Below are 22,259 nucleotides of genomic sequence, written 5' to 3'. Positions count from 1 at the left end.
GCAAGCGTCGGAGCGACTTGACTTGATACCCCCCAGGGGTATGGTGAAGTGCATCGGACGCACCAATGCCCACGCCACCCACGTACGGGAGAGCAGTCATGAACACCGGAGTGAAGATCACTGCCTTTGCCGCCGCGCTCGCCGCGACCTTCGGGACCGCGTACGGGGTCGGCAAGGGGGTCGGCCCCGTCGAGGAGCCGAAGAGGACGGAGCACGCGGGCCACGCGGCACGGGAGCCGCAGGAGGAGCCGGGTCACGAGGGTCACGGTGAGGAGTCGGCGGCGGCGGCCTCATCACTCCCGGGAGGCCTCCAGATCTCCCAGGACGGCTACACGCTGGCCCTGGACACCCCGACCCCCGCCCGGGGCAAGAGCACCCTGAAGTTCTCCATCAGGGACGCGTCCGGCGAGAAGGTCACCGCCTTCGCCACCGAGCACGGCAAGGAACTCCACTTCATCGTCGCCTCCCGCGACCTCACCACCTTCCGCCACCTCCACCCGGTGCGGGCCGCCGACGGCACCTGGTCGGTGGACGCGGACCTCCCGGAGGCCGGCGGCTACAAGGCCTTCGCCGACTTCAGGCCGGCGGCGCCCGGCGCCAAGGGCGTCACGCTCGGCGCCGACCTCTCCGTCCCCGGCGCGTACGCCCCGAAGCCGCTCCCCGCCGCCGCCCCGACCTCGACCGTCGACGGCTACCAGGTCCGCCTCGGCGGCGTCCTGGACCCGGGCGAGCCGGGCGAGCTGAAGCTCACGGTCACCAAGGCCGGAAAGCCGGTGACCGACCTGGAGCCCTACCTCGGCGCCTACGGCCACCTCGTCGCCCTCCGCGAAGGCGACCTCGCCTACCTCCACGTCCACCCGAACGAGGGCGGCCCCGGCCCGGACGTCTCCTTCACGGCCACCGCCCCCAGTGCGGGCACGTACCGCCTGTTCCTCGACTTCCAGCACCAGGGGAAGGTCCGCACGGCCTCCTTCACGGTGACGGCGGGCGCGAACGGAAAGGCGCCGGCTCCGGCCGCGAGCGAGGCCGGTGAGGCGGGGCACGATGCGGGAGCTCACGCGCACGGCTAGTCTGGACATTGGACTAGACCTGTAGTCGTCATTCATGGAGGAATGGGCGAGATGAGCAACCGTGCTGTCCTTGAGGTGATCGCCCTCGACGAGGAGGACGCGGTCGCTGCCCAGACCGGTGGGGCCGACCGGCTCGAACTCGTCACCGACATGGCGGCGGACGGGCTCACCCCGTCGACGGCCACCTTCACCGCCATCCGCCGCGCCGTCGACATCCCGCTCCGCGTGATGCTCCGCCTGGCGGACGGCTTCGCGGCGGGCGACGTCGACGCCCTGGTCGGCCGGGCGGAGGAGCTCCGCGCGGCGGGCGCGGACGAGTTCGTCCTCGGCTTCCTCACGCCGGACGGCGAACCGGACCTGGTCGCCGTCGAGCGCCTGATCACCGTCCTGGACGGCTGCCGCTGGACCTTCCACCGGGCGATCGACCGCGCCGCCGACCGCGACGGCCTCCGCAAGCTCCTCGCCGACCTCCCCGGCCTCGACACCTACCTGACGGCCGGTGCCGCCACCGGCGTCGACGACGGCCTGGCGACCCTCCGCGCGGAAGCCGCCCGCACGGGCGAGCCGGGCTACGAACCCCGGATCCTCGTCGGCGGCGGCCTCCGCCTCGACCACCTCCCGCCCCTCCGCACCGCCGGCCTCACCGCCTTCCACATCGGCGGCGCCGCCCGCCCCCAGGGCTGGACCCACCCGGTCTCCCCGGACGCGGTCCGCACCTGGCGCGAGGCGGTCGACGCGTAGGGCGTCACCGGAGCAGCCGCTCCCGGTCCCGCCAGGCGGCTTCCCGCCGGCGGGTCGTCCTGGACCGGGACAGAGGCGCGGAGGCGAAATCCCGTGGTCCGCCGGGGGATCGATCGTTAGCCTCGCGCGCATGACCTCTCCCCGCATCGACACCGCGCTCGTCGAGCGGCTGATCGCCGCCCAGTTCCCGGACTGGGCCGGGCTCCCCGTACGGGAGGTGGACTCGGCCGGCACCGACAACGCCGTGTTCCGGCTGGGCGACGAGCTCGCCGTACGGCTGCCGAAGGCGGACTGGGCGGAGGGGCAGGCCGAGAAGGAGCAGCGCTGGCTGCCGCACCTGGCGCCGCATCTGCCCCTGCCCGTCCCCGTGCCCGTCGGGCGGGGCGTGCCGGGGGAGGGGTACGGTCGCGCCTGGTCGGTCTTCGCGTGGCTGGACGGCGACGACGCGTACGACGCCCCGATCACCGATCTCGCCCATGCCGCGGTCGAGTTGGGCCGCTTCGGTCGCTCCCTGCGTGCCGTCGACGCCGCCGGCGGTCCCGCCTCCTCGCGCGGCGGCCCGGTCACCGGCTGGGAGGACGGCAACCTGCCGGGGGCGGTCCGCGAGCTCGGTGCCGAGGGCGTCGTCGACACCGAACTCGCCATGGAAACCTGGGAGTCCGTGCTCCGGCTCCCCCAGTGGGACGGCCCGCCCGTCTGGACCCACGGGGACCTGCTGCCGGGCAACCTCCTCAGTCACGGCGGCCGCCTCGGCGCCGTCATCGACTTCGGCTGCCTCGGCGTCGGCGACCCGGCCGTCGACACCATGCCCGCCTGGTCCCTCCTGACCGCCGACACCCGCCCCCTCTTCCGCGAGGCCTCCCGCGTCGACGACGCCACCTGGGCGCGCGGCCGGGGCTGGGCCCTGTGCTGGGGCCTGGTGACCGAGCACTACTACCGGGAGAAGAACCCGGTCCTGGCGGCCGTCGCCCACCGCACGTGGTCCGAGGCCCTCGCGGACCGCTGAGCTCAGCCCACGCTCGCGTTGGCGGGGTGGTCCCGGCAGGACACGGCGTCGATCTCGGTCAGGGTGGGCCGCGCCTCGTTGCGCGCGGCCAGCGGCACCCGGGGCAGGTTGTTCTGGAAGTCGCGGTCCCATTCGTTCCCGGCCACGTACTTCTTCAGCGCGTCCCGCAGCTTCTCGCAGTCCTTCCGGTGCTCGGGGGTCCGGGCCATGGCGATGCCGTAGTCGTTGCTCGCCCCGAACGCGATCCCCGGGGCGACGGCGAGGGTGGGCTCCGCGGCCATGAACCCGTAGAGGATCAGCTGGTCGGTCGAGACGGCGTCGACCTCTCCGGCCTTCAGGGCCTTCACGCAGTACCCCGCGTCCTCCTCCTCGTGCAGCCTGATCTGCTTGTACGCGGGTTTGCTCAGCTCCTTCTGCGAGGTCGTGCCCTTCCAGACGCAGACGAGCCGGCCGTCGAGGTCGGAGAGGTTGCGGTAGCGGCCCTTGTCCGCCGCCCGGACCAGGATGCCCTGCGGGGTGGAGGCGTACGGACCCACGAAGTCGAGGCCCTCGCCACCGTCCTCGACCGGCCGCATCCGCTGCTCGGTGATCGAGAACGTCGCGGCCACCAGGTCGACGTCCCCCTTCCGCAGGGAGGCGGCGCGGTTCTTGGAGAGGATGCCGCTGAACAGCGGGTTCTCGACGCCGAGCCGGCCGAGGACCTCCCGCGTCACCGTGATGTCGAACCCGTCGAACTCCCCGTCGTGCGGTTCGTGGCTGGTGCCGGGCTGGTCGCCCTTCGCGCCGACCCGGACGGTCTTCCCCTCGCCGAACATCGTCGGCTCGGGACCGGCCGTGCAGCCCGCGGCGAGCGTCGCCAGCACGGCGACCGCGCCGAGCACGCCGGACCACGGTCGGGCCGGTCCGCCGGCGCGGCTTCGGATCCCTCGTATCACGTACGTTCCCCCCGTCTCGTGGCTCTCGCCGCCCGTCAACTGTTGTGGAGCGTTCCCTTGACCTGCGCGAGGCGCATCACGCAGTTCGGCTCGGTGTGCAGGACGAAGGAGAGGGAGACCGCGCCGTGCTGCCCTCCGAGGTCGAAGTCGACGACGGAGTCGGCGGCGATCTGGCGCTCGCCCGGGGTGATCCCCGGCGTGATCGGCCTCAGCGTCGCGGTCGTCTTGTGGAGGCAGGTCGCCGTGTTCGGATCGTCGTCGGAGATCGTCAGCGCGAGCCGCAGCCGGTCGCGCACGTCCTCGGCCGCCGGGGCGGACATCACGAGCGTCAGGGCGCCGGCCCGGGAGCCGTCCAGGGGCTGCGCGCCCTGGACGTCGATCTCGACGGGCACCTCGCCGTTGCGGGCCACGGACCCGAGCGCGCCGAGGCCGAGGAGACAGCAGACCAGTGCCAGGGCGAGCAGCGGCCAGCTCTTCCCCCGGACGGCGTACACGACGGAGAGGACGAGGCCCGCACCGAGGAACCCGTAGAACAGGACGTACTGGCTCTGCGGGCCGCCGGGCCAGGTCAGGGCCGAGTAGACGGCGACGGCGACGGCGACGAGGAGCGGCAGGGCCTCAAGGAGCCGTCGGCGCGGGGGCGGAGGCGGAGGCGGGGGCGGGGGCGGAGGTGGGGGCGGGTACTGGAAGTTGATCGTGGTCCCGTCGCCGAAGTTGCCCCCCGCGACCGAACCGGGCCCGTGCGTCTCGACGCGGTTTTCCCGCTTCTTCTCGACCATGGCTCAGGACCCGCTTCCCGACTGGCCGCCGCCCAGGTTGAAGGTGGCGTTGTCGCCGATCCGGCCGACGGCCATCGAGTGGGGTCCGTAGGCGGCGACGTGGGTCGTGGACGGCGCTTCGGCCGCCCGTACGAGCTCCTTCAGCCGCTCGGGGTCGAGGGCGCCCGTTCCGGCACCCGACTCGCCCAGCCAGGTGGCCAACGCCTGGGCCAGGAGCCGCCGTTCGGCCAGATCGAGCCCGGACAGCAGCTCGTCCGCCCGCCGCTCGTCCACCTCGCCCTCCGCCACGTCGAGCACGGGGTCGGTTCCGTCGTCCCGGCGGAAGAGCCGGCGGAGGAATCCCTCGCCCGTGGCCACGGTTCCGTCCGCGACCCGCTGGACGGCGGCACCCGCCACCGCCGACCCCAGGGTCGTGGCGGCGGCGGCGAAGACGGGAGCGACTCCGGCGGCGGCGGTGAGCAGTTCTGACACGGGGTCCTCCAGTGGTTCAGGTGGCGCACTGAAAGCTGGGTGAACACCGCGATGGTAAGTGATGAGACGCGACTCACACAGGCCCAAATATGGGTGATTTCAAGGGAGTTGGCCCTCGCCGGAAAGGCGGCGGAGCCCCGCCGTGGCGCGCCCGGCGGCAGGCGGAGCCGCCGCCGGGCATCGCCGCAGGTCAGGCCTCCGTCGGCTCCCGGTCGGCGGCCACGAGTTCCACCTCGAACCCGTCCTCGTTCTCCAGGTACGCCGCGTAGTGGCCGTCCCCGCCCGCGTACGGATGCCGGTCGGCGAACATCAGCCGCCAGCCGTGCTCCGGGGCCTCGGCGGCGAGGGCGTCGACGTCCGACCGGTCGCCGGCGTGGAAGGCGAGGTGGTTGAGGCCCGGGCGGAGGCGGTCGTGCGCGTCCGACGTACGGGCCGGGGACTGCTCGACGACCAGGTAGCAGGAGCCGAGCGACCAGCTGCGGCCGCCCTCCCAGGACTGGAAGGGCGCGTAGCCGAGCGCGCCGAGCAGCCAGCCGAGGCTGCGTTCGGCCCGTGCCAGGTCGCCGACCCAGAGTTCGACGTGGTGGAGCGCACCCTTCACGAGAGGGACCCCAACTGCTCCGGAACCGGAGCCGAGTGAACGACCGTCAGGCCGGACACGGCACGGGTCAGCGCCACGTAGAGGCGTCGCAGGCCGGTCCGCTCGTCCGGTTCGCCGTCGACGACGGCCGCCGGCTCGTCCAGGACCACGTAGTCGTACTCCAGACCCTTCGCGAGCGAGGCCGGGACGAGCGTGAGCCGGGACTCGGCCGTCGTCTCCTCGCCGGGGGAGAGGTACGCGAGCCCGGCCGCCGTCAGCGCCTCCGCGAGCGGCGCGATCCGCGCGTCGGCGGCGATCAGGCCGATGGAGCCCTCGTGGGTGAGGGCCTCGACGCAGGCGGCGACGACGTCCTCGTCGAGGGCGTCGCTCGGGCGGACCTCCAGGGACCCCGGGTTCTCCCGTACGGACTCCACCGCCGCGAGCCCAGGCGACATGTGCGGAAGGAGCCGCGAGGCGTACGCGATGACCTCGCGCGGCACGCGGAAACCGGCGGTCAGCTCCTCCACCACCGCCTCCGGCTTCCCCAGGTGCGCGAGCGCCTGGGCCCAGCTCTCCGTCGCCCAGGGCGTCGTGCCCTGCGCGAGGTCGCCGAGGACCGTGGCCGAGCCGGTCGTGCAGCGGCGGCCCACGGCCCGGTACTGCATGGGGGACAGGTCCTGCGCCTCGTCGAGGACCACGTGCCCGAGCGAGTGCGTACGCTCGACCAGGTCCTTCGCCTCGTCGATGAGGACGGCGTCCGCCGCCGACCACTTGGCCGTCCTCACGCTCCGCGCGGGCTTCGCCCAGAGCAGCAGCTTCTGCTCGTCCTCGGTGAGCAGGCCCTCGGCGTGCTCGGCGAGGAACTCGGCGTCGGAAAGCAGTCGCAGCACCAGTTTCGCGGGGTCGACGGGCGGCCAGCACTCCTTCACGACGGCCTTGACCGCCGCGTTGCGCGCGACGGCGTTCTGCACGCGGTCGTCGGGGGCCTCGCCGGCCTCCTCCATGCGGACGAGCACGGCGTGGGCGATGCGCTGCGGGAGGGCCTCGCGGGCCGCCCCGTACCGGATGTCGCGGTCGAGCAACTCCCGCACCATCTCCTCGATTTCGTACGCCGGGACCCGCCAGCGCCGCGACCCGCGCACGACCATCAGGGACTCCGTCGGCAGCGTCACGTGCGAGCGGACCGCCCGACGCAGCACCTCCGCCATCCGGGCGTCGCCCTTCACGACCGCCGTCGCCGCCTCGTCCGTGCCCCGCACCTCGACGTGCGCGACGAGGTCGTCGACCGTCGCCTGCTGCACCTCCAGCTCGCCGAGCGCGGGCAGGACCTGCTCGATGTAGTGGAGGAAGGAGCGGTTCGGCCCGATGACCAGGGTGCCGGTACGGGCCAGCCGCTCGCGGTGCGCGTACAGCAGGTAGGCGACACGGTGCAGACCGACGGCGGTCTTACCGGTCCCCGGGCCTCCCTGCACGCACACCGTCCCCGACAGGTCGGAGCGGACGATCCCGTCCTGCTCCGGCTGGATGGTGGCGACGATGTCCCGCATGGGACCGACGCGGGGCCGCTCGATCTCGGCCTGGAGCAGCCGGCTGGTGTGCTCCAGCTCGGCCGGGTCGGAGAGGTGCTCGTCCTCGTACGCGGTGAGGTCGCCGCCCGTGTACCCGAAGCGGCGCCGCAGCCCGACGTCCTGCGGGTCCTTCTTCGACGCCTGGTAGTACGGCTGCGAGACCGGCGCACGCCAGTCGATCACCATCGGATCGCCGTCCGCGTCGTGGACGTGCCGCCGCCCGATGTAGAAGCGCTGCCCCTCCTGCGTGGTGTGCAGGTAGTCGAGCCGCCCGAAGAACAGCGGGGTGTCCGCCAGGTCGGCGAGCGCCTTGATCCGGTCCTCGATCTGCCGCCCGAGCACCAGCGAGTTGACCCAGTTCGCTGTGACGTCCTTGATGTCGAGCGCCTCGACGTCCTCGCGCATCGCCCGCAGCGCCGCGCGGGAGGAGGTCAGATGGGCGCGCTCGCGCGCGAGCGGATCGTCGAGCGCCCCGGGAGCGTCGGACTCGGGCACGGATACGGACACGGTGAAGCCTCCGGGTAGGTGGATACGCGGACACGACAAAGTGGCCGCCGGTTTCCGACCGGACGGCGGCGCTCCACGAACGGGAAGCGGGGGAAGCCGACGAGTCTAACTCCGGCCGACCGACCCGGGCGAATCCTTTTCACCCGGGCGCCGACCCGACCCGCCCCCCGGCGCCGAGGTGTTCCTCCTGTCGATCACCGGCACAACCTTCGTCCGGCCCCGCGGGTCTCCTCTTCGCACCGTCGACGACGAACGAGGAGAACATGAACAAGCTTTCGACGGGCCGCATCGCGCGGCTCGGTGCCTGCGCCGCCGCGGCCGGACTGTTCACCGTGGGGCTCGCCTCCGCCCCGGCTCTCGCCGACAGCGACCAGCTGTGGGCCAACGCCTCGCCCTGGGAGCTCGTCCTGCCCAAGGCGAACGGCGGCGGACCGCAGCCCGCCCCCACCACCCTCAGCCTCAGCCTGTCCCACGACAACGCCGCCAACCAGGTGACCGACGGCCGGCTCACCGTCGACGTGTCCGGCCTCGCGGGCATCGCCGAGGTCACCTGGCCGGACGGCTGCGCCCCCGCCTCGGCGACCGCCGCCGTCTGCTCGTTCGCCGACGTCCCCACGACCGGCACCGACAGCGCCGTGCGCCTGCCGGTGCAGTTCCGGGCGGTCCCGGGCGCGGCCGTCGGCGCGAGCGGACGGATCACCTACCAGGCGACCGCCACCTCGCCCGACGGGCCGATCACCGCCGGTCAGAACTGGACCGACGTCCGGATCGCCACCGGCCCCGACCTCTCCTGGACCGCCCCGGTCCCGGCGACCGGCATCGCCCCCGGCGCGACCGTCGACGTGCCGGTCTCCCTCGTCAACAAGGGCGACCAGCCGGCGAACGGCGTCCAGGTCACCTACCACGTCACCCGCGGCCTCACGCTGAACGGCCTCGCGCCGCAGTGCGTCAGCACCCCGCTCGGCGAGGGCACGATCAAGGCGCTCACCCGGGTGGAATGCGCCTACGACGACATCGTCCAGCCCGGCGGCTCCTTCACCCTGCCGTCGCCGGTCACCGCCACCGCCGCCGCGTACGGCCTCTACGAGCGCGTCGACATAGGCGTACAGCCGCGCGGCGGCGCCGAGGACCTGCAGCCCGGGGACAACGGCACGGTCGAGCAGGTCACCGTCACCAACACGGCCGACTTCGCGGTCCACGGCGCCCGGCTGAGCGGCGAGGCCGGCCAGACCGTACGGGCCGACCTGACGTTCAAGAACCGTGGCCCGGCCTGGGTCGCCAACCTCTCCTCCGGCGAGCCCGTCGGCAGTGTCGAGGTGACCGTCCCGCAGGGCGCCACCGCCACCGCCGTCCCCGACGCCTGCCAGCCGCTCACGGCGGACGGCGGCTGGTGGGAGAGCGAGACGCGCACCGGCGCGCCGCGCTACCTGTGCCAGCTGCCGGTCTGGGTCGCCGAGCGCCAGACCGTCGCGCTCCCCTTCGACCTGCGGATCGACACGGTCGTGACGGGCGCCAAGGGCGCGGTGACGCTGAAGCCGCCGTACGGCACGCAGCCGTTCCCGTTCGACCCGAACACCGCCAACAACCAGGCGAAGCTGGTCCTGAACCCGGCCTCCTGATCGCGGTACGCCGAGGGGCCCCGTCCGTGCGCCGGACGGGGCCCCTCACGCGTCACTCCCCGGGCGCCAGCAGCTCGTCCGCGTCCACGATCCGGTACGCGTAGCCCTGTTCGGCCAGGAAGCGCTGGCGGTGGGCGGCGAAGTCCTGGTCGATGGTGTCGCGGGCGACGACGGAGTAGAAGTGGGCCTGGTGGCCGTCGGCCTTCGGGCGCAGGACCCGGCCGAGGCGCTGGGCCTCCTCCTGGCGGGAGCCGAAGGTGCCGGAGACCTGGATGGCGACCGTGGCCTCCGGGAGGTCGATGGAGAAGTTCGCGACCTTCGACACGACGAGGACGTTGATCTCGCCGTTGCGGAAGGCGTCGAAGAGCTTCTCGCGCTGGGCGTTCGAGGTCTCGCCCTTGATGACCGGCGCGTCGAGGTGCGCGCCGAGCTCGTCCAGCTGGTCGATGTACTGGCCGATGACGAGGATCTGCTGGCCCTCGAACTTCTTCACCAGGGCCTCGGTCACCTTCCGCTTCGTCGCGGTCGTCGCGCAGAACCGGTACTTCTCCTCCGCCTCGGCCGTCGCGTACGCGAGCCGCTCCGAGTCGGTCAGGTTGACGCGGACCTCGACGCAGTCGGCGGGCGCGATGTACCCCTGCGCCTCGATCTCCTTCCACGGCGCGTCGAACCGCTTGGGCCCGATCAGCGAGAAGACGTCCGACTCCCGCCCGTCCTCGCGCACGAGGGTCGCCGTCAGGCCGAGCCGTCGGCGGGCCTGGAGGTCGGCGGTGAACTTGAAGACGGGCGCGGGCAGCAGGTGCACCTCGTCGTAGACGATGAGGCCCCAGTCGCGGGAGTCGAAGAGCTCCAGGTGGGGGTAGACGCCCTTCCGCTTGGTCGTGAGCACCTGGTACGTGGCGATGGTGACCGGCCGGATCTCCTTGCGCGTCCCGGAGTACTCGCCGATCTCGTCCTCGGTCAGCGAGGTCCGCTTCACCAGCTCGTGCTTCCACTGCCGGGCGGACACGGTGTTCGTGACGAGGATCAGCGTCGTCGCCTTCGCCTGGGCCATCGCCCCGGCCCCGACCAGCGTCTTCCCCGCGCCGCAGGGCAGCACGACGACACCGGAGCCGCCGTGCCAGAAGCCGTCGACGGCCTGCTTCTGGTACGGGCGCAGCGACCAGCCGTCCTCGGCGAGGTCGATCCGGTGCGCCTCCCCGTCCACGTACCCGGCGAGGTCCTCGGCCGGCCAGCCCAGCTTCAGCAGCGTCTGCTTGATCTGCCCGCGCTCGGAGGGGTGCACGGCGACGGTGTCCGCGTCGATCCGCGCCCCGACCAGCGGCTGCACCTTCTTCGACCGGAGGATCTCCTCCAGGACGGGCCGGTCGGTCGTGGTCAGCACGAGCCCGTGCGTGGGGTGCTTGGAGAGCGTGAGCCGCCCGTACCGGGCCATGGTCTCGGCGATGTCGACGAGCAGCGCGTGCGGCACGGGGTACCGCGAGTACTCGACGAGCGCGTCGACGACCTGCTCGGCGTCGTGCCCGGCGGCCCGCGCGTTCCACAGCCCCAGCGGCGTCACCCGGTACGTGTGGATGTGCTCCGGCGCCCGCTCCAGCTCCGCGAACGGCGCGATGGCCCGCCGGCAGGCCTCGGCGAGCTCGTGGTCGACCTCCAGGAGCAGCGTCTTGTCGCTCTGGACGATGAGTGGCCCATTCACCTGCGATCAGATCCTTCCCGGGCCGCTCCGACGACGGCCAATCCTCCAGTCTGCCTGATCCGGGGCCCTGCGGGGCGCCCGCCGGGGCCGGAGCACGGGCCGGCATGAGCACCCGGCACATGCCGAATGAGTACGTGTACGGATGGACGGACCCGGGAGACGGCGGTGGGATGAGGGGCATGCCACCGACCGCCGGGGCCGGGAAGCGGTCCGGATCCGCCGCTCACGACCCGAACTGGTCGGCGGCCGTGCTGACCGGGGCCCTCGGCGGCCCCCTGCTCGTGCTGCTCGTCGGGAGCAGGCTCGGGCTGCTGCGCGCGCACCCGGCCGTGATCGGCGGCTGCCTGCTGCTGCCGGTCCTGGCGGCGGTCCCCACCTGGTTCCTCGCGCGCACGCCCGACCGGCGGACGGTCCGGCGGGTCTTCGCCGGGCTCGCGTGCGCCGTCGGGCTCGCCTGCCCCGCGCTCGCCCGCTTCCTCGGGCTGCTGCCCTGAGGCCTGTCCGGCGGGTCAGACCTGGTCGTCCGCCAGTTCCGCCACGCCCGTGATGCGGTGCAGGGGGTACGTGCGGACCTCGTCGGCCGTGTGGTCGTAGCCCGTGACGAAGCCGCCCTCGACGCGGACCGGGGCGATGACGCGCTGGCTGGCCGCGCCCTCCGCGTTGACGTAGCCGATCCAGACGGCCGAACCCGTCATCGCCGCCGCCTGGACCGTGGCCAGGGTCTCGGCGGCCGAGGTGCGGGGGAGGCCGCCCGCCGCCTCCACGGGGGCCGCCGGCTCCTTCCGCACCGCCGTCGCCGCCCGGTCGCCCGCCCGGATCGCCTTCACCGCCGCGCCGAGGAGCGTCGTGTCGGGGGCCGGCGGGCCGTCGGGGACGGGCACGGGGGCCGTACGGGCCGGGGTGCGGTACGCGTCGGCGCGGGTGACGAGGACGTCGCCCTCGGCGGACTCGGCGGCCGGGGCGTAGCCCATCGCCCGCAGCCCGTCGAGCAGCGACGCCGGGTCCGCCTGCGCGGCCAGCACCGTCGGCGCGAGGCGCCGCAGGCCCAGGGCGGCGGAGCGGCGGTCGGCCAGGATCTCGCCGAGGACGGCGTCGTCGTCGCAGCGCACGTACGCGGAGGCCGCCCCGATCCGCAGGTGTCCGTGCTTCCTGGCCACGTCGTCGATCAGGTACGCGAGCGGCTGCGGCACCGGCGTGCGGGAGTGCGCGGTCAGGAAGTCGTGCAGGTCGGACGCCGACCGCCCGGAGTCGAGCGCGCGCCGTACCGAACCGGGCGTGAACCGGTAGACCGTCGCGCCACCCTTCGATTCCACGTCCGCGAGCACGGACAGCGAGTCGGCGAGCGGCCGCCGCAGCGGTCCGGGCGCGACGGCCGTCAGGTCGGCCTGGAGCAGGACGTGGTCGACGGCCTCCGGCAGCAGCGGCGCGAGCAGCGTCGCCGCCCGCCCGGCGGCCACCGACAGCTCGACCCGCCCGCCGTGGTCGGAGGGGGTCGCCGCCTCCGCCAGCGGCAGGTTGAGCAGGGCCCGCGCGGGGGCGGAGAGCGCGCCCCGGCCGGTGAGCCCGAGGAGCTCGGCCTCGGCGAGCGTCCAGCGGGCGAGGCGGGAGCGGAGGTCGGTGCGGGGGTCGGGGGCGGTGCCGAGGCCGGGGGCGTGGCCGGTGCCGGTGGTCGTGGAGTCGTCGGAACCGGCGGCGCCGCGGGCGGGCGCGCCGACCGCCGAGCCGTAGCCCGCACCGCCCGTCGGCTGCGGCGGGCGCGGCTGCCCCGCCTGCCCCGCGCCCCGCAGCGGCCGCTCCCAGCGCAGCCGGGCGTACACCGTCTCCGGGTCCGCCGCCGCGCCCGGCGGGAGGGTCGCGAGGAGTTCGAGGACCCGGTGGCGGACCTCCGGCGCGGGCGCGCGGTCCAGATCGGGGCCGAGCGCGGCGAGCGTGCGGCCCTTCGCGTCCGCGCCGCCGACCAGACCCGCCACCCGGGTCGCCACGAGCCAGGGCGCGACGAGCCGCGCCCAGCGCTCGGCGGCCGGCAGGTCGAGCCAGTCGTCGTACGCGGGCGTCGGCGCGTACCGCTCGTCCGCCTCGCCGTCCGAGGCGAGCAGCCCCGCCCCGAAGCACAGCTCCAGCCAGAACGCGGCGAGCTGCTCCGTCACGTCCAGGGCCGCCGCGGTCCGCTTGAGGTCCCGTACGGACATCCCGCCCGCCCGCAGGACCTGCGGCCCGCCCTGGTCCCAGGACTTCAGGAGCTCCTCGACCGTCGCGAGCGCCGCGTACGCCTGCCCGGCGGCGGCGCTGTCCACCACCTGGGGACGGTAGTCGCGCGCCGCCTCCACCACCGGCGCCACCGGCTCCGGCGCCCGGTGCGCCCGCCCGCCGCGCAGGTGCAGCGCCACCTCGCGGGGCAGCACCATCGTCCGCGCCGACACCGGAAGCAGCAGCCCCCGGTCGCGCAGCCACCGCACCGGCGGCGCCGGGTTCGCCGTGACCTCCCCGTACGGCGGACCCCACACCAGCCGGTCCAGGACGGCGAGGGCCTCCGGCGGCGCCTCGTCGAGGAGCGCGCCCATCCGGGCCCGGTCGGTGAACAGCTCCGTGAGCGCCGCGACCGCCGACACCGGGTCGTGCGTCGCGGGCAGACCGGCCGTCGCGATGATCTCCTGCACCCGGCCCGGCGACATCCCCGCCGTCGCCTCCGCGACCGTCGGCCCGAGCCCGGTCGGCGAGGGATGCTGCGCCGAGGGCGCGAGGAGCTCCCGCGCGGTCCGCACCAGCCGCAGCCGGTCGTCCTCGCCCCACACCAGCGCCTGCTCGCGCAGCAGCGCCACCGCGCCCGGCAGCGCCGCCTCGATCTCCGGATCGCCCTCGTCGCCGGTGAGCAGCGCGCGCAGCACGGCGTACGGGGCGGGGTCCGGGGCCACCGCCAGCGCCTCCGCCGTCTGGAGCGCGAACCGGTCGAGCCGCTCCAGCGCCCGCACCACCGAACCCCGCGTACCGGCCCGCGTCGCCAGCTGCGTCAGGTCGTTCGGTACGGGGCTCAGCAGGTCCGGGCGGGCGCGCAGCAGCCCGGCGAGCCCCTCGTCGCCCCGCGCGCGCAGCGCCTCCGCGAGCGTGCGCGGCGCCGCCCCGGCGCCAGTTCCCTCGGGCACGTGCGCCTCCCGGTCGAGCTCACCGATCCCCATCCGGACCACGTTAGCCGCTGTCCAGGCGCTAACGTCGGGCCGTACCGGGCGAACCGGCCGTGGAGGGGCATCGTGGGGATCGAGAGCGACCGTCTGGTCTACGACTATCTGAGCCGCGTCGGCGACCTGGCCCAGCAGCGACAGCTACCGGCCGGCGACCGCATGAAACTGGTCTCCGGCCTCCGCGACGAGATCGACCGCCGCCGCGCCACCCACGGCGAGGAAGGCCCCGCCGCCGTACGCGGCATCCTCGGCTCCCTGGGCACCCCCGACGAGGTCGTGGACCGCGCGAACCCCCGGCCCGGGCCGACCGCCGCCCCCGTCCCGGAGCCCCGCACACCCCGCTCCCGCCTCCTCCGCCGCCCCCGCGCGGCCGCCTCCGCCCAGCCCGAAAACCCGCACCCGGCCCCCGGCGCGTCGACCTCCGGAGAGCCGGGCGGCCGAGCGGGCGCGGGCTCCGGGGCGGCCGGTTCCGTGCGCCCCGGCGCGTCGGGCCCGGGAGGGCGCCCCGGCGCGCCCCGCCCCGCCATCCCCGCCCAGGACGACCGGGGCCCCGACGGCCCGGCCCGGGGCGGCCGGGGTGCGGCCGGCTCCGGCGGCGCGGGCGCCGCCTCCCCCGCGGCCGACCGCGCGGCCGACTGGTGGCGTACGGATGCCGAAGACCCCTCCGACGAGGACGGTTTCCTCGGCTTCGTCGGCGGCATCGAGCGCCCCGACCTGTTCACGCCGCCCGCCCCGGAGGCGGACGAGGAGGCGGCGGCCGAGGAGCAGCCCCCGCAGGGGAAGGCCCGCCGCCTGGCGCGTGTCCTGCGGCGCCGCAAGGCCCCGGAGGCGGAGCCCGAGGCCGGGGCGGAACCGGAGGCGGCCCCGGCGGCACGCCCCCGCCTCGCGAACCCCTTCGTGCTGCTCGCCGCGCTGCTCCTGCTCGGCGGGGCCGTCTTCGGCTCGCTGGTGGCGCTCGCGGCGGGCTGGCTCCTCGCGTACGCCTCCCGCCGGCTGACCCCGGGCGAGGTCAAGGGCGCGGTCCTGGTGATCCCCGGCCTCAGCGCCGCCGCCGGCATCGCCTGGCTCTGGGGCCGCGTCCAGGGCCGCTGGGGCGAGGCCATCGCCCCGGGCGGCGAGGCGATGGGCGCGGCGATCTCCGAGACCTGGCCGTGGGTCCTCCGGGCCGCGGCGACCGCCTCGGCACTGTTCCTGCTGTGGCGCTCGCGCAGGCACTGAGCCTCAGGACGCCACCGGCTCCTCGGCCGCCGCCCACGGCGCCCCCGGCACCACCAGCGGTGAGCCCGTCACCGGGTCGGGGACGACCACCGAGGCGAGGCCGAAGACGTCGCGGACGAGGTCGGCCGTGACGATGTCCGAGGGCGGGCCCTCCGCGACGACCCGGCCCGCCTTCATGGCGACGAGGTGGTCGGCGTACCGCGCGGCCTGGTTGAGGTCGTGGAGGACGAGGACGACGGTGCGGCCGCGGAGCCGGTTGAGGCGGCGGACCAGGTCGAGGACCTCGACCTGGTGGGAGATGTCCAGGTAGGTGGTGGGCTCGTCGAGGAGGAGCAGGTCGGTCTCCTGGGCGAGGGCCATCGCGATCCACACCCGCTGCCGCTGCCCGCCGGAGAGCGCGTCGACGGGCCGGTCGGCGAGGGCGGTGACGTCCGTGCGGGCCATGGCGTCGGCGACGGCCCGCTCGTCCTCCTCCGACCACTGCTTCCACCAGGCCTGGTGCGGCTGCCGGCCCCGGGAGACGAGGTCGGCGACGGTGATGGCCTCGGGGGCGACGGGGGTCTGCGGGAGCAGTCCGATGGAGCGGGCGATCCGCTTCGTCGGGAGCTTCGCGAGCGACTCCCCGTCGAGGAGGACCGCGCCGCCCGCCGGTTTGAGCAGCCGGCCGAGCGCCCGGAGCGTCGTGGACTTGCCGCAGGCGTTGGGGCCGACGATCACCGTCACCTTGCCGTTGGGGACCGCGAGGTCGAGCTCCTCGACGACGGTCCGGTCCTCGTAGGCGAGCGTCAGCCCGCGCGCGGTCAGCCTGCTCACGACTTTCCTCCAACGGCTCGGTTCCGGGCGATGAGCCAGATCAGGTACGGGGCGCCGACCGCCGCCGTGAGGACGCCCACCGGCAGTTCGACGGGGGAGAAGAGCCGCCGGCCGAGCAGGTCGGCGGCGACGACGACCACCGCGCCGGTGAGCGCGGAGCACAGCAGCGGGATCTGCGCCGTCCGGGTCGTGCGGCGGGCGATCTGCGGGGCGAGCAGCGCCACGAAGTCGACCGGTCCGGCGACGCCCGTCGCCACCGACGCGAGGACGACGCCGACGGCGACGAGCCCGAGCCGGACCCCGCCGAGCCGGACGCCGAGCGCGGTCGCCGTGTCGTCGTCGAGGGAGACGGTCCGCTGGGCGCGGGTCGCCCACAGCACGGCGGGCAGCAGCAGGAGCAGCGTCCAGCGGATCGGCGCGGACTCGTCCCAGCCGCGCCCGTTGAGGGAGCCGGTCATCCAGATCTGGGCCTGCTGGGCGACGAGGTAGTCGCCCTTCGTCATGAAGAGCGTGATGAGCGACCGCAGCGCGATCGCGATGCCGATGCCGATGAGGACGAACCGGGTCGCATGCAGCCCGCCGCGCCAGGCGAAGGCGTACACGAGGGCGGCGGCGAGGACGCCGCCCGCGATGGAGACGTACGGCAGGACGGTGTACGAGGTGAGGCCGAAGGTCATCGCGGCGACGGTGACGGCCCCGGCGCCCTGGCTGATGCCGATGATGTCGGGGCTGGCGAGCGGGTTGCGGGCGACGGTCTGGATGAGGCCGCCCGCGATGCCGAAGGCGGCGCCGACGGCGAGGGCGACGACGAGCCGGGGCTCGCGCAGCTCCTCGACGACGAACGCGGACGGCGACGGCCGCCCGAGGAGGATCCGTACGACCTCGCCCGGGGCGACGGTCTTCTCCCCGACGCAGAGGTACGCGACGCAGGCCGCGGCCAGGACCAGCAGGAGGCCCGCGGCGACGAGGGCCGAGCGCCGGTGGACGAGGAAGGACGCCCGCCCGGCGCGCACGATCCCGTACCCGGCGGGGCGCGCCCGGACGACCCTCACGTCGGCACCGCCTTCGGCCGCGCGGGCGTGACGGAGGTCGGTGGGTCCGTCAGAGGGCGCACCCACGCCGGTGCCGCCCTCGGCCGTGCGCGCGTCACCGCGGTCGGTACGCCCGTCAGGGAGCGTGCTCACGCCGGCACCGCCTTCCGTCGTACCAGCGTCACGAGGAACGGCACGCCGATCAGGGCGGTCATCACCCCGGCGGGGATCTCGCCCGGCGGGAAGACGACCCGTCCGGCGACGTCGGCGACGAGCAGCATCACCGGGCCGGTGAGCGCGGCCATCGGCAGGACCCAGCGGTGGTCGGAGCCGACGAGGGCGCGGGCGATGTGGGGGACGGCGAGGCCGACGAAGGCGACGGGCCCGGCGGCGGCGACGGCGACGCCGGTGAGGACGGTCGCGCCGAGCCCGCCGACGATCCGTACGGTCGCGACGCGCTGCCCGAGCCCCTTGGCGACGTCCTCGCCGAGCGCGAGCGCGTCGAGCCCGCGCGCCACGGAGACGACGAGGACCGTCCCGAGCAGCAGGAAGGGCCAGATCTGGCCGACGATCTGGGTGTCGCGGCCGTCGAGGGAGCCGATCTGCCAGAACCGGAACTCGTCGAGGGCCGAGGCCCTGGTGGTGAGGACGCCGGTGGTGACGGAGAGCAGCAGCGCGTTGATCGCGGCCCCGCCGAGCGCCAGTTTCACGGGCGTGGCGCCGCCGCGCCCGCCGGAGGCGACGGCGTACACGGCGACGGAGGCGAGGGCGGCGCCGGCGAAGGCGAACCACACGTAGCCGCTCAGCTCGTGCACCCCGAGGAAGGCGATGGCGAGGACGACGGCGACCGAGGAGCCCTGGCTGATACCGAGGATGCCGGGGTCGGCGATCGGGTTGCGGGTGATGCCCTGGAGGGCGGTGCCGGCGAGCGCGAGGGCGGCGCCGACCATCAGTCCGATGAGGGTCCGGGGGACGCGGAGCTGCCGGACGACCTCGGCGTCGTCGCCCGTCGCGGCGCCCAGCAGGGCGTCGAGGACGGTGGAGGGCGCGACGGGGCGGGCGCCGACGGCGAGGCTGAGGAGGACGGCGAGGAGCAGGGCGACGAGAGCCGCCGAGGTCGCCAGGACCCGTCTGGTGCGGAGTGCGGCCGGCATGGAACCCCTCGGCAGAGTGCAAGTTTGGTAAGGCTTGCCTCAGTGTATGTGGCACGTGTCCGCGGACACCCGGCCCGGGGGGCCCGCGGTACGGCTCCGACAATGGCCCCATGACACACGCGCCCGCGAACCCGCCCACCGTCGGCTTCGACCTCGACCTGACCCTGCTCGACACCCGCCCGGGCATCAAGGCGGCCTTCCTCGCCTTCTCCGCCGAGACGGGCGTCCCCATCGACGCCGACCTCGTCGTGAGCCGCCTCGGGCCGCCCCTGGAGCAGGAGATGGCGCACTGGTTCCCGGCGGAGCACGTCACGGAGATGACCGCCCGCTACCGGGCCCTCTACCCCTCGTACGCGATCGAGCCGACCGTTCCGATGCCGGGCGCCCGGGACGCCATCGAGGCCGTGCGCGAGGCGGGCGGCCGCACGATCGTCGTCAGCGCGAAGAACGGCCCGCACGTCGAGCTGCACCTCGCCCACCTCGGCATCGAGCCCCACGCGGTCGCGGGCGGCCTGTGGGCCGAGGGCAAGGCGGAGGCCCTGCGCGCGCACGGCGCCCAGGTGTACGTCGGGGACCACGTCGGCGACGTCCGGGGCGCGGCCACGGCCGGCGCCCTCTCGGTGGCCGTCGCGACCGGCCCCTGCCCCGCCGAGGAGCTGCGCGCGGCCGGCGCGGACGTGGTCCTGCCGGACCTGACGGGCTTCCGCCCCTGGTGGGAGACCTACCTGTCCTGAGCCGAGGGGCTCAGGCGGCTTGGCCGGTACGGGCCTGCCGCCGCTGGGCCGCGACCGACCGCAGCAGCCCGGCGGCGGCGACGAGGAAACCGACCCCCATCAGCATCGACACGAGGTACGCCACGGTGGGGAACGGCTTCGTCCCCAGGAGCAGCGGGGCCACGGTGACCAGCGTCGCGACCGCGCCGACCGCGAACACGATCACACCGGCCTTGACGAGTCCGTCGCCCGGGGCGCTGTCGTCGGCCGGCACGGCGGGGTTTTCGTTGCGCATCCCGCCAGGGTAGTTCCCCGGCACCCCCGGCCCTGACCTGACAAACCCCCCTCCCGTATGCGGCACAAGTGGGGGGTTTGTCGGACGTCCCGCGCGTATTCGCTGCCCCGGCACCACCGACATGTGCTGTGATGTGCGTGCCTTCTCGCCGTCCCGGGCGAGCCGCGACCGATGTCGACCATGAGTGCCGGCCGGTATGGATGGAGCGGCTTGACGGGGGGTACAGAGCTGGGGAGGCTTCCAGACGACACGGCAGGCACGAGCAAGCGCTAGATAGCCTGACCTGCGACGACAGTGGTTCGGCTGACTGGTGGAATGGGGTGCGTGCTTTGCCTACCGGCAAGGTCAAATGGTTCAACAGCGAGAAGGGCTTCGGCTTCCTCTCCCGCGACGACGGCGGCGACGTCTTCGTCCACTCGTCGGTGCTCCCCGCCGGGGTCGAGGCCCTGAAGCCCGGCCAGCGGGTGGAGTTCGGTGTCGTCGCCGGTCAGCGCGGCGACCAGGCGCTGTCCGTCACGATCCTCGAACCGACCCCGTCCGTCGCCGCGGCGCAGCGCCGTAAGCCCGACGAACTGGCGTCCATCGTCCAGGACCTGACGACGCTCCTGGAGAACATCACGCCGATGCTGGAGCGCGGCCGCTACCCGGAGAAGGCCGCCGGCAAGAAGATCGCGGGCCTGCTGCGCGCGGTCGCCGACCAGCTCGACGTCTGAGTCCCCTCACGGGGATCCCCTCACAGGGATCCCCCTCACAGGGATCCCTTTACGGGAATCGCAGCGCGTCCGGGCCGAGGGGCGGTACGAGTCCCTCGGCCGCGGCGCGCGTGAGCAGGCCGCGGACCGCCGCGTAGCCGTGCTCGCCGAGGTCGGCCGTGAACTCGTTGACGTAGAGGCCGATGTGCTGGTCGGCCACCTTCGGGTCCATCTCCTGGGCGTGCTCCAGGACGTACGGCCGGGAGGCCTCGGGGTCGTCCCAGGCCATCCGCACCGACGCGCGGGCCGACTCGGCGAGCAGTTCGAGCGTCTCCGCGCCCAGCGAGCGGCGGGCGACGATCGCGCCGAGCGGGATCGGGAGGCCGGTCGTGGACTCCCAGTGCTCGCCCATGTCGGCGAGGCAGTGCAGCCCGTAGTCCTGGTACGTGAAGCGGGCCTCGTGGATGACGAGCCCCGCGTCGACCTTCCCGTCCCGGACGGCGGGCATGATCTCGTGGAACGGCATCACGACGACGTCCCCGACCCCGCCGGGCACCTTCTCGGCCGCCCACAGCCGGAACAGCAGGTACGCGGTCGAGCGCTCGCTCGGCACGGCGACCGTCTTCCCGGTCAGGTCCGCCCCGGTCCCCGCGTCGCGCGTCAGGACGAGCGGGCCGCAGCCCCGGCCCAGGGCGCCGCCGCAGGGCAGCAGGGCGTACTCGTCGAGGATCCACGGCAGCACGGCGTACGACACCTTCAGGACGTCGTGCGCGTCGGTGCCGCTCGCCGCCAGGCCGTTGGTGACGTCGATGTCCGCGAACGTCACGTCGAGCCGGGGCGCGCCCGGGACCCGGCCGTGCGCCCAGGCGTCGAAGACGAAGGTGTCGTTCGGGCAGGGCGAGTAGGCGATCTTGAGTTTCACGCGTGCGCCTCCACGAGGACGGTACGGCCGAGCAGCTCGAAGGTGTGCCGGAGGGCGCCCAGGGCCTCGCCGATGCGCCAGGCGGCGCGGTCGCGGGGCCCGACGGCGTTCGACACGGCCCGGACCTCGACGACGGGCACGCCGTGCGCGACGGCGGCCTCGGCGACGCCGAAGCCCTCCATCGCCTCGGCGGCGGCCGCCGGATACCGCTCCACGAGCTCGGCGGCGCGGCGGGCGGTGCCGGTGACGGTGGAGACGGTGAGGACGGGAGCGAGGACGCAGCCCGCCGCGAGCGCGGCGGTGATCCGGCCCGTCAGCGCCTCGGGCACGGGGTGGACGGAGCGGCCGAAGCCGAGCTCCTCGACGGAGAGGTACCCGTCCGGGGTCTCGGCGCCGAGGTCGGCGGCGACGATCGCCGAGGACACGACGACGGACCCGACCGGCGCGGCCGGCTGGAACCCGCCCGCGATGCCGGCGGAGACGACGAGCCCGTACCCCTCGGCCTTCAGCGAGGCGCAGGCGAGCGCCGTCCCGGTCGCGGCGGCGACGGCCGCGGGGCCGACCCCGCCGACGAGGACGTCGACGCGGTCGCCGTGACGGCGCAGGGCGAGGCCCCCCGGCAGCGGAAGGAGCTCGGGGCCGCCGAGGTCGCCGAGGCCGGCGGAGACGGAGTCCGCCTCCGCCGCCACGGCCGTCACGATCAGGATCCGGTGGACCACCGGCGGATCAGGAGTCCTTCTTCAGCTGGAAGTGCCAGATGCCGGTCAGCTTCTTGCCGGTGTTCTCGACGATGGTCACCTGGGTCTTGTCGGTGGACCCGCCGGTGGGGGACTGGGAGAAGAAGGCGCTGGCCGGGATGGTCCGGTACGTCTTCTTGTACGGCTCGGGCTCGGCCTGCTGGCCGCCGAGGAAGATCGTCCAGCCGTGGTCCGCGATCTCCGGGTCCACGCCGAATCGGATCTTGTCGTCCGTGGAGACCGTGATGGTCTTCTCGGCCTTCTTGTTCAGGCACTGCTGGATCTGCGACTCCTTGATGGCGTCGCCGTTGTTGTAGCAGGCGGCCTCGGAGTGCACCGAGTCGGTCCCGACCGTCAGGGTCGCGAGCGGAGTCGGCTTGTCGCAGGCGGAGAGTACGAGGAGCCCGGCGGAGACGGCCCCGAGGGCGACGGCGGCCCGGCGGCGCGAGCCGGAGAAGAACGCAACGGTCATGAGCCGAAGGCTATCGGGCCGCCGCGTCCGCGCCACGCGGGGGTACGGCGTGCCGCCGCCG

22 protein-coding genes are annotated in these 22,259 nt (G+C 74.4%); 8 read left to right on the top strand and 14 right to left on the bottom strand.

What is annotated here, in order from left to right:
• The first annotated feature begins 98 nt into the window (after positions 1 to 98).
• The 3 genes from ACH4TP_RS38795 (at position 99) to ACH4TP_RS38785 (ending at position 2,817) form a co-directional block, all read left to right on the top strand.
• A complete protein-coding gene (locus ACH4TP_RS38795) occupies positions 99 to 1,070 on the top strand; it encodes a hypothetical protein (protein WP_398440550.1) in 972 nt (323 codons plus the stop codon).
• 51 nt (positions 1,071 to 1,121) lie between these two features.
• Entirely contained in the window at positions 1,122 to 1,811 is a 690-nt protein-coding gene (locus ACH4TP_RS38790) for a copper homeostasis protein CutC (RefSeq protein WP_398440549.1), read from the top strand.
• A 130-nt stretch (positions 1,812 to 1,941) separates the two neighbouring features.
• Positions 1,942 to 2,817: an aminoglycoside phosphotransferase family protein gene (locus tag ACH4TP_RS38785; protein ID WP_398440548.1), complete on the top strand. Its 876-nt coding sequence runs from the start codon at positions 1,942 to 1,944 to the stop codon at positions 2,815 to 2,817.
• 2 nt (positions 2,818 to 2,819) lie between these two features.
• On the opposite strand, the gene ACH4TP_RS38780 is transcribed toward ACH4TP_RS38785, so the two are convergent.
• The 5 genes from ACH4TP_RS38780 to ACH4TP_RS38760 all read right to left on the bottom strand — a co-directional run bounded on the left by ACH4TP_RS38780 (position 2,820) and on the right by ACH4TP_RS38760 (position 7,657).
• Positions 2,820 to 3,698, bottom strand: a complete 879-nt coding sequence (locus ACH4TP_RS38780; RefSeq protein WP_398440547.1) for a transporter substrate-binding domain-containing protein — start codon at positions 3,696 to 3,698, stop codon at positions 2,820 to 2,822.
• Positions 3,699 to 3,787: 89 nt separating this feature from the next.
• A complete protein-coding gene (locus ACH4TP_RS38775; RefSeq protein ID WP_398440546.1) occupies positions 3,788 to 4,531 on the bottom strand; it encodes a hypothetical protein in 744 nt (247 codons plus the stop codon).
• Positions 4,532 to 4,534: 3 nt separating this feature from the next.
• Entirely contained in the window at positions 4,535 to 5,002 is a 468-nt protein-coding gene (locus ACH4TP_RS38770; protein ID WP_398440545.1) for a hypothetical protein, read from the bottom strand.
• Positions 5,003 to 5,192: 190 nt separating this feature from the next.
• A complete protein-coding gene (locus ACH4TP_RS38765; RefSeq protein ID WP_389221499.1) occupies positions 5,193 to 5,603 on the bottom strand; it encodes a VOC family protein in 411 nt (136 codons plus the stop codon).
• Positions 5,600 to 7,657: a HelD family protein gene (locus ACH4TP_RS38760; RefSeq protein WP_398440544.1), complete on the bottom strand. Its 2,058-nt coding sequence runs from the start codon at positions 7,655 to 7,657 to the stop codon at positions 5,600 to 5,602. Before ACH4TP_RS38760 ends, ACH4TP_RS38765 begins: the two co-directional genes overlap by 4 nt.
• Positions 7,658 to 7,920: 263 nt before the next feature.
• Here ACH4TP_RS38760 and ACH4TP_RS38755 point away from each other — a divergent pair, with 263 nt between their 5' ends.
• On the top strand, positions 7,921 to 9,276 hold the full coding sequence (locus ACH4TP_RS38755) for a hypothetical protein (RefSeq protein ID WP_398440543.1): 1,356 nt from the start codon (positions 7,921 to 7,923) through the stop codon (positions 9,274 to 9,276).
• Positions 9,277 to 9,328: 52 nt separating this feature from the next.
• Here ACH4TP_RS38755 and ACH4TP_RS38750 read toward each other — a convergent pair whose 3' ends face one another.
• Positions 9,329 to 10,975, bottom strand: a complete 1,647-nt coding sequence (locus ACH4TP_RS38750) for a DNA repair helicase XPB (protein WP_389221493.1) — start codon at positions 10,973 to 10,975, stop codon at positions 9,329 to 9,331.
• Positions 10,976 to 11,154: 179 nt separating this feature from the next.
• Between ACH4TP_RS38750 and ACH4TP_RS38745 the strand changes: the two genes are divergently transcribed.
• Entirely contained in the window at positions 11,155 to 11,469 is a 315-nt protein-coding gene (locus ACH4TP_RS38745; protein WP_389221491.1) for a hypothetical protein, read from the top strand.
• A 15-nt stretch (positions 11,470 to 11,484) separates the two neighbouring features.
• On the opposite strand, the gene ACH4TP_RS38740 is transcribed toward ACH4TP_RS38745, so the two are convergent.
• Entirely contained in the window at positions 11,485 to 14,148 is a 2,664-nt protein-coding gene (locus ACH4TP_RS38740; RefSeq protein ID WP_398440542.1) for a helicase-associated domain-containing protein, read from the bottom strand.
• A gap of 72 nt (positions 14,149 to 14,220) precedes the next feature.
• On the opposite strand from ACH4TP_RS38740, the gene ACH4TP_RS38735 reads away from it, so the two are divergent.
• On the top strand, positions 14,221 to 15,369 hold the full coding sequence (locus ACH4TP_RS38735) for a hypothetical protein (protein WP_398440541.1): 1,149 nt from the start codon (positions 14,221 to 14,223) through the stop codon (positions 15,367 to 15,369).
• A 3-nt stretch (positions 15,370 to 15,372) separates the two neighbouring features.
• Here the strand turns inward: ACH4TP_RS38735 and ACH4TP_RS38730 are convergent, their stop codons facing one another.
• From ACH4TP_RS38730 to ACH4TP_RS38720, 3 genes are all read right to left on the bottom strand, one after another.
• Positions 15,373 to 16,182: an ABC transporter ATP-binding protein gene (locus ACH4TP_RS38730; protein WP_398440540.1), complete on the bottom strand. Its 810-nt coding sequence runs from the start codon at positions 16,180 to 16,182 to the stop codon at positions 15,373 to 15,375.
• Positions 16,179 to 17,234 (bottom strand): FecCD family ABC transporter permease, encoded by a 1,056-nt coding sequence (locus ACH4TP_RS38725; protein ID WP_398440560.1) that lies wholly within the window; start codon positions 17,232 to 17,234, stop codon positions 16,179 to 16,181. Before ACH4TP_RS38725 ends, ACH4TP_RS38730 begins: the two co-directional genes overlap by 4 nt.
• 128 nt (positions 17,235 to 17,362) lie before the next feature.
• A complete protein-coding gene (locus ACH4TP_RS38720) occupies positions 17,363 to 18,367 on the bottom strand; it encodes a FecCD family ABC transporter permease (RefSeq protein ID WP_389221481.1) in 1,005 nt (334 codons plus the stop codon).
• 110 nt (positions 18,368 to 18,477) lie between these two features.
• Between ACH4TP_RS38720 and ACH4TP_RS38715 the strand changes: the two genes are divergently transcribed.
• Positions 18,478 to 19,101 carry an HAD family hydrolase gene (locus ACH4TP_RS38715; RefSeq protein WP_389221479.1) on the top strand — a complete coding sequence of 208 codons (624 nt, stop codon included), beginning with the start codon at positions 18,478 to 18,480 and terminating at the stop codon, positions 19,099 to 19,101.
• Positions 19,102 to 19,111: 10 nt separating this feature from the next.
• Here the strand turns inward: ACH4TP_RS38715 and ACH4TP_RS38710 are convergent, their stop codons facing one another.
• The gene (locus tag ACH4TP_RS38710; RefSeq protein ID WP_389221477.1) at positions 19,112 to 19,375 is read right to left on the bottom strand and encodes a hypothetical protein; all 264 of its coding nucleotides are present in this window, start codon (positions 19,373 to 19,375) and stop codon (positions 19,112 to 19,114) included.
• 329 nt (positions 19,376 to 19,704) lie between these two features.
• Here ACH4TP_RS38710 and ACH4TP_RS38705 point away from each other — a divergent pair, with 329 nt between their 5' ends.
• On the top strand, positions 19,705 to 20,088 hold the full coding sequence (locus tag ACH4TP_RS38705) for a cold-shock protein (protein ID WP_389221475.1): 384 nt from the start codon (positions 19,705 to 19,707) through the stop codon (positions 20,086 to 20,088).
• A gap of 49 nt (positions 20,089 to 20,137) precedes the next feature.
• Here the strand turns inward: ACH4TP_RS38705 and ACH4TP_RS38700 are convergent, their stop codons facing one another.
• Genes ACH4TP_RS38700 through ACH4TP_RS38690 form a run of 3 tightly spaced genes read right to left on the bottom strand, consistent with a single transcriptional unit; the run spans position 20,138 to position 22,198 of the window.
• Complete coding sequence (locus ACH4TP_RS38700; protein WP_398183675.1) at positions 20,138 to 20,989, bottom strand: 1,4-dihydroxy-6-naphthoate synthase; 852 nt, start codon at positions 20,987 to 20,989, stop codon at positions 20,138 to 20,140.
• Positions 20,986 to 21,708, bottom strand: a complete 723-nt coding sequence (locus ACH4TP_RS38695) for a futalosine hydrolase (RefSeq protein WP_398183678.1) — start codon at positions 21,706 to 21,708, stop codon at positions 20,986 to 20,988. Before ACH4TP_RS38695 ends, ACH4TP_RS38700 begins: the two co-directional genes overlap by 4 nt.
• A 7-nt stretch (positions 21,709 to 21,715) precedes the next feature.
• Entirely contained in the window at positions 21,716 to 22,198 is a 483-nt protein-coding gene (locus tag ACH4TP_RS38690; protein WP_389221469.1) for a DUF2771 domain-containing protein, read from the bottom strand.
• Positions 22,199 to 22,259: the final 61 nt, after the last annotated feature.

The sequence above is a fragment of the Streptomyces sp. NPDC021012 genome (genome assembly GCF_044333355.1).
In the GTDB taxonomy this organism is placed as follows: Bacteria; Actinomycetota; Actinomycetes; order Streptomycetales; family Streptomycetaceae; genus Streptomyces.
The sequence above is the reverse complement of the archived record's forward strand: the minus strand, read 5'-3'. Positions and strand labels throughout refer to the sequence as shown.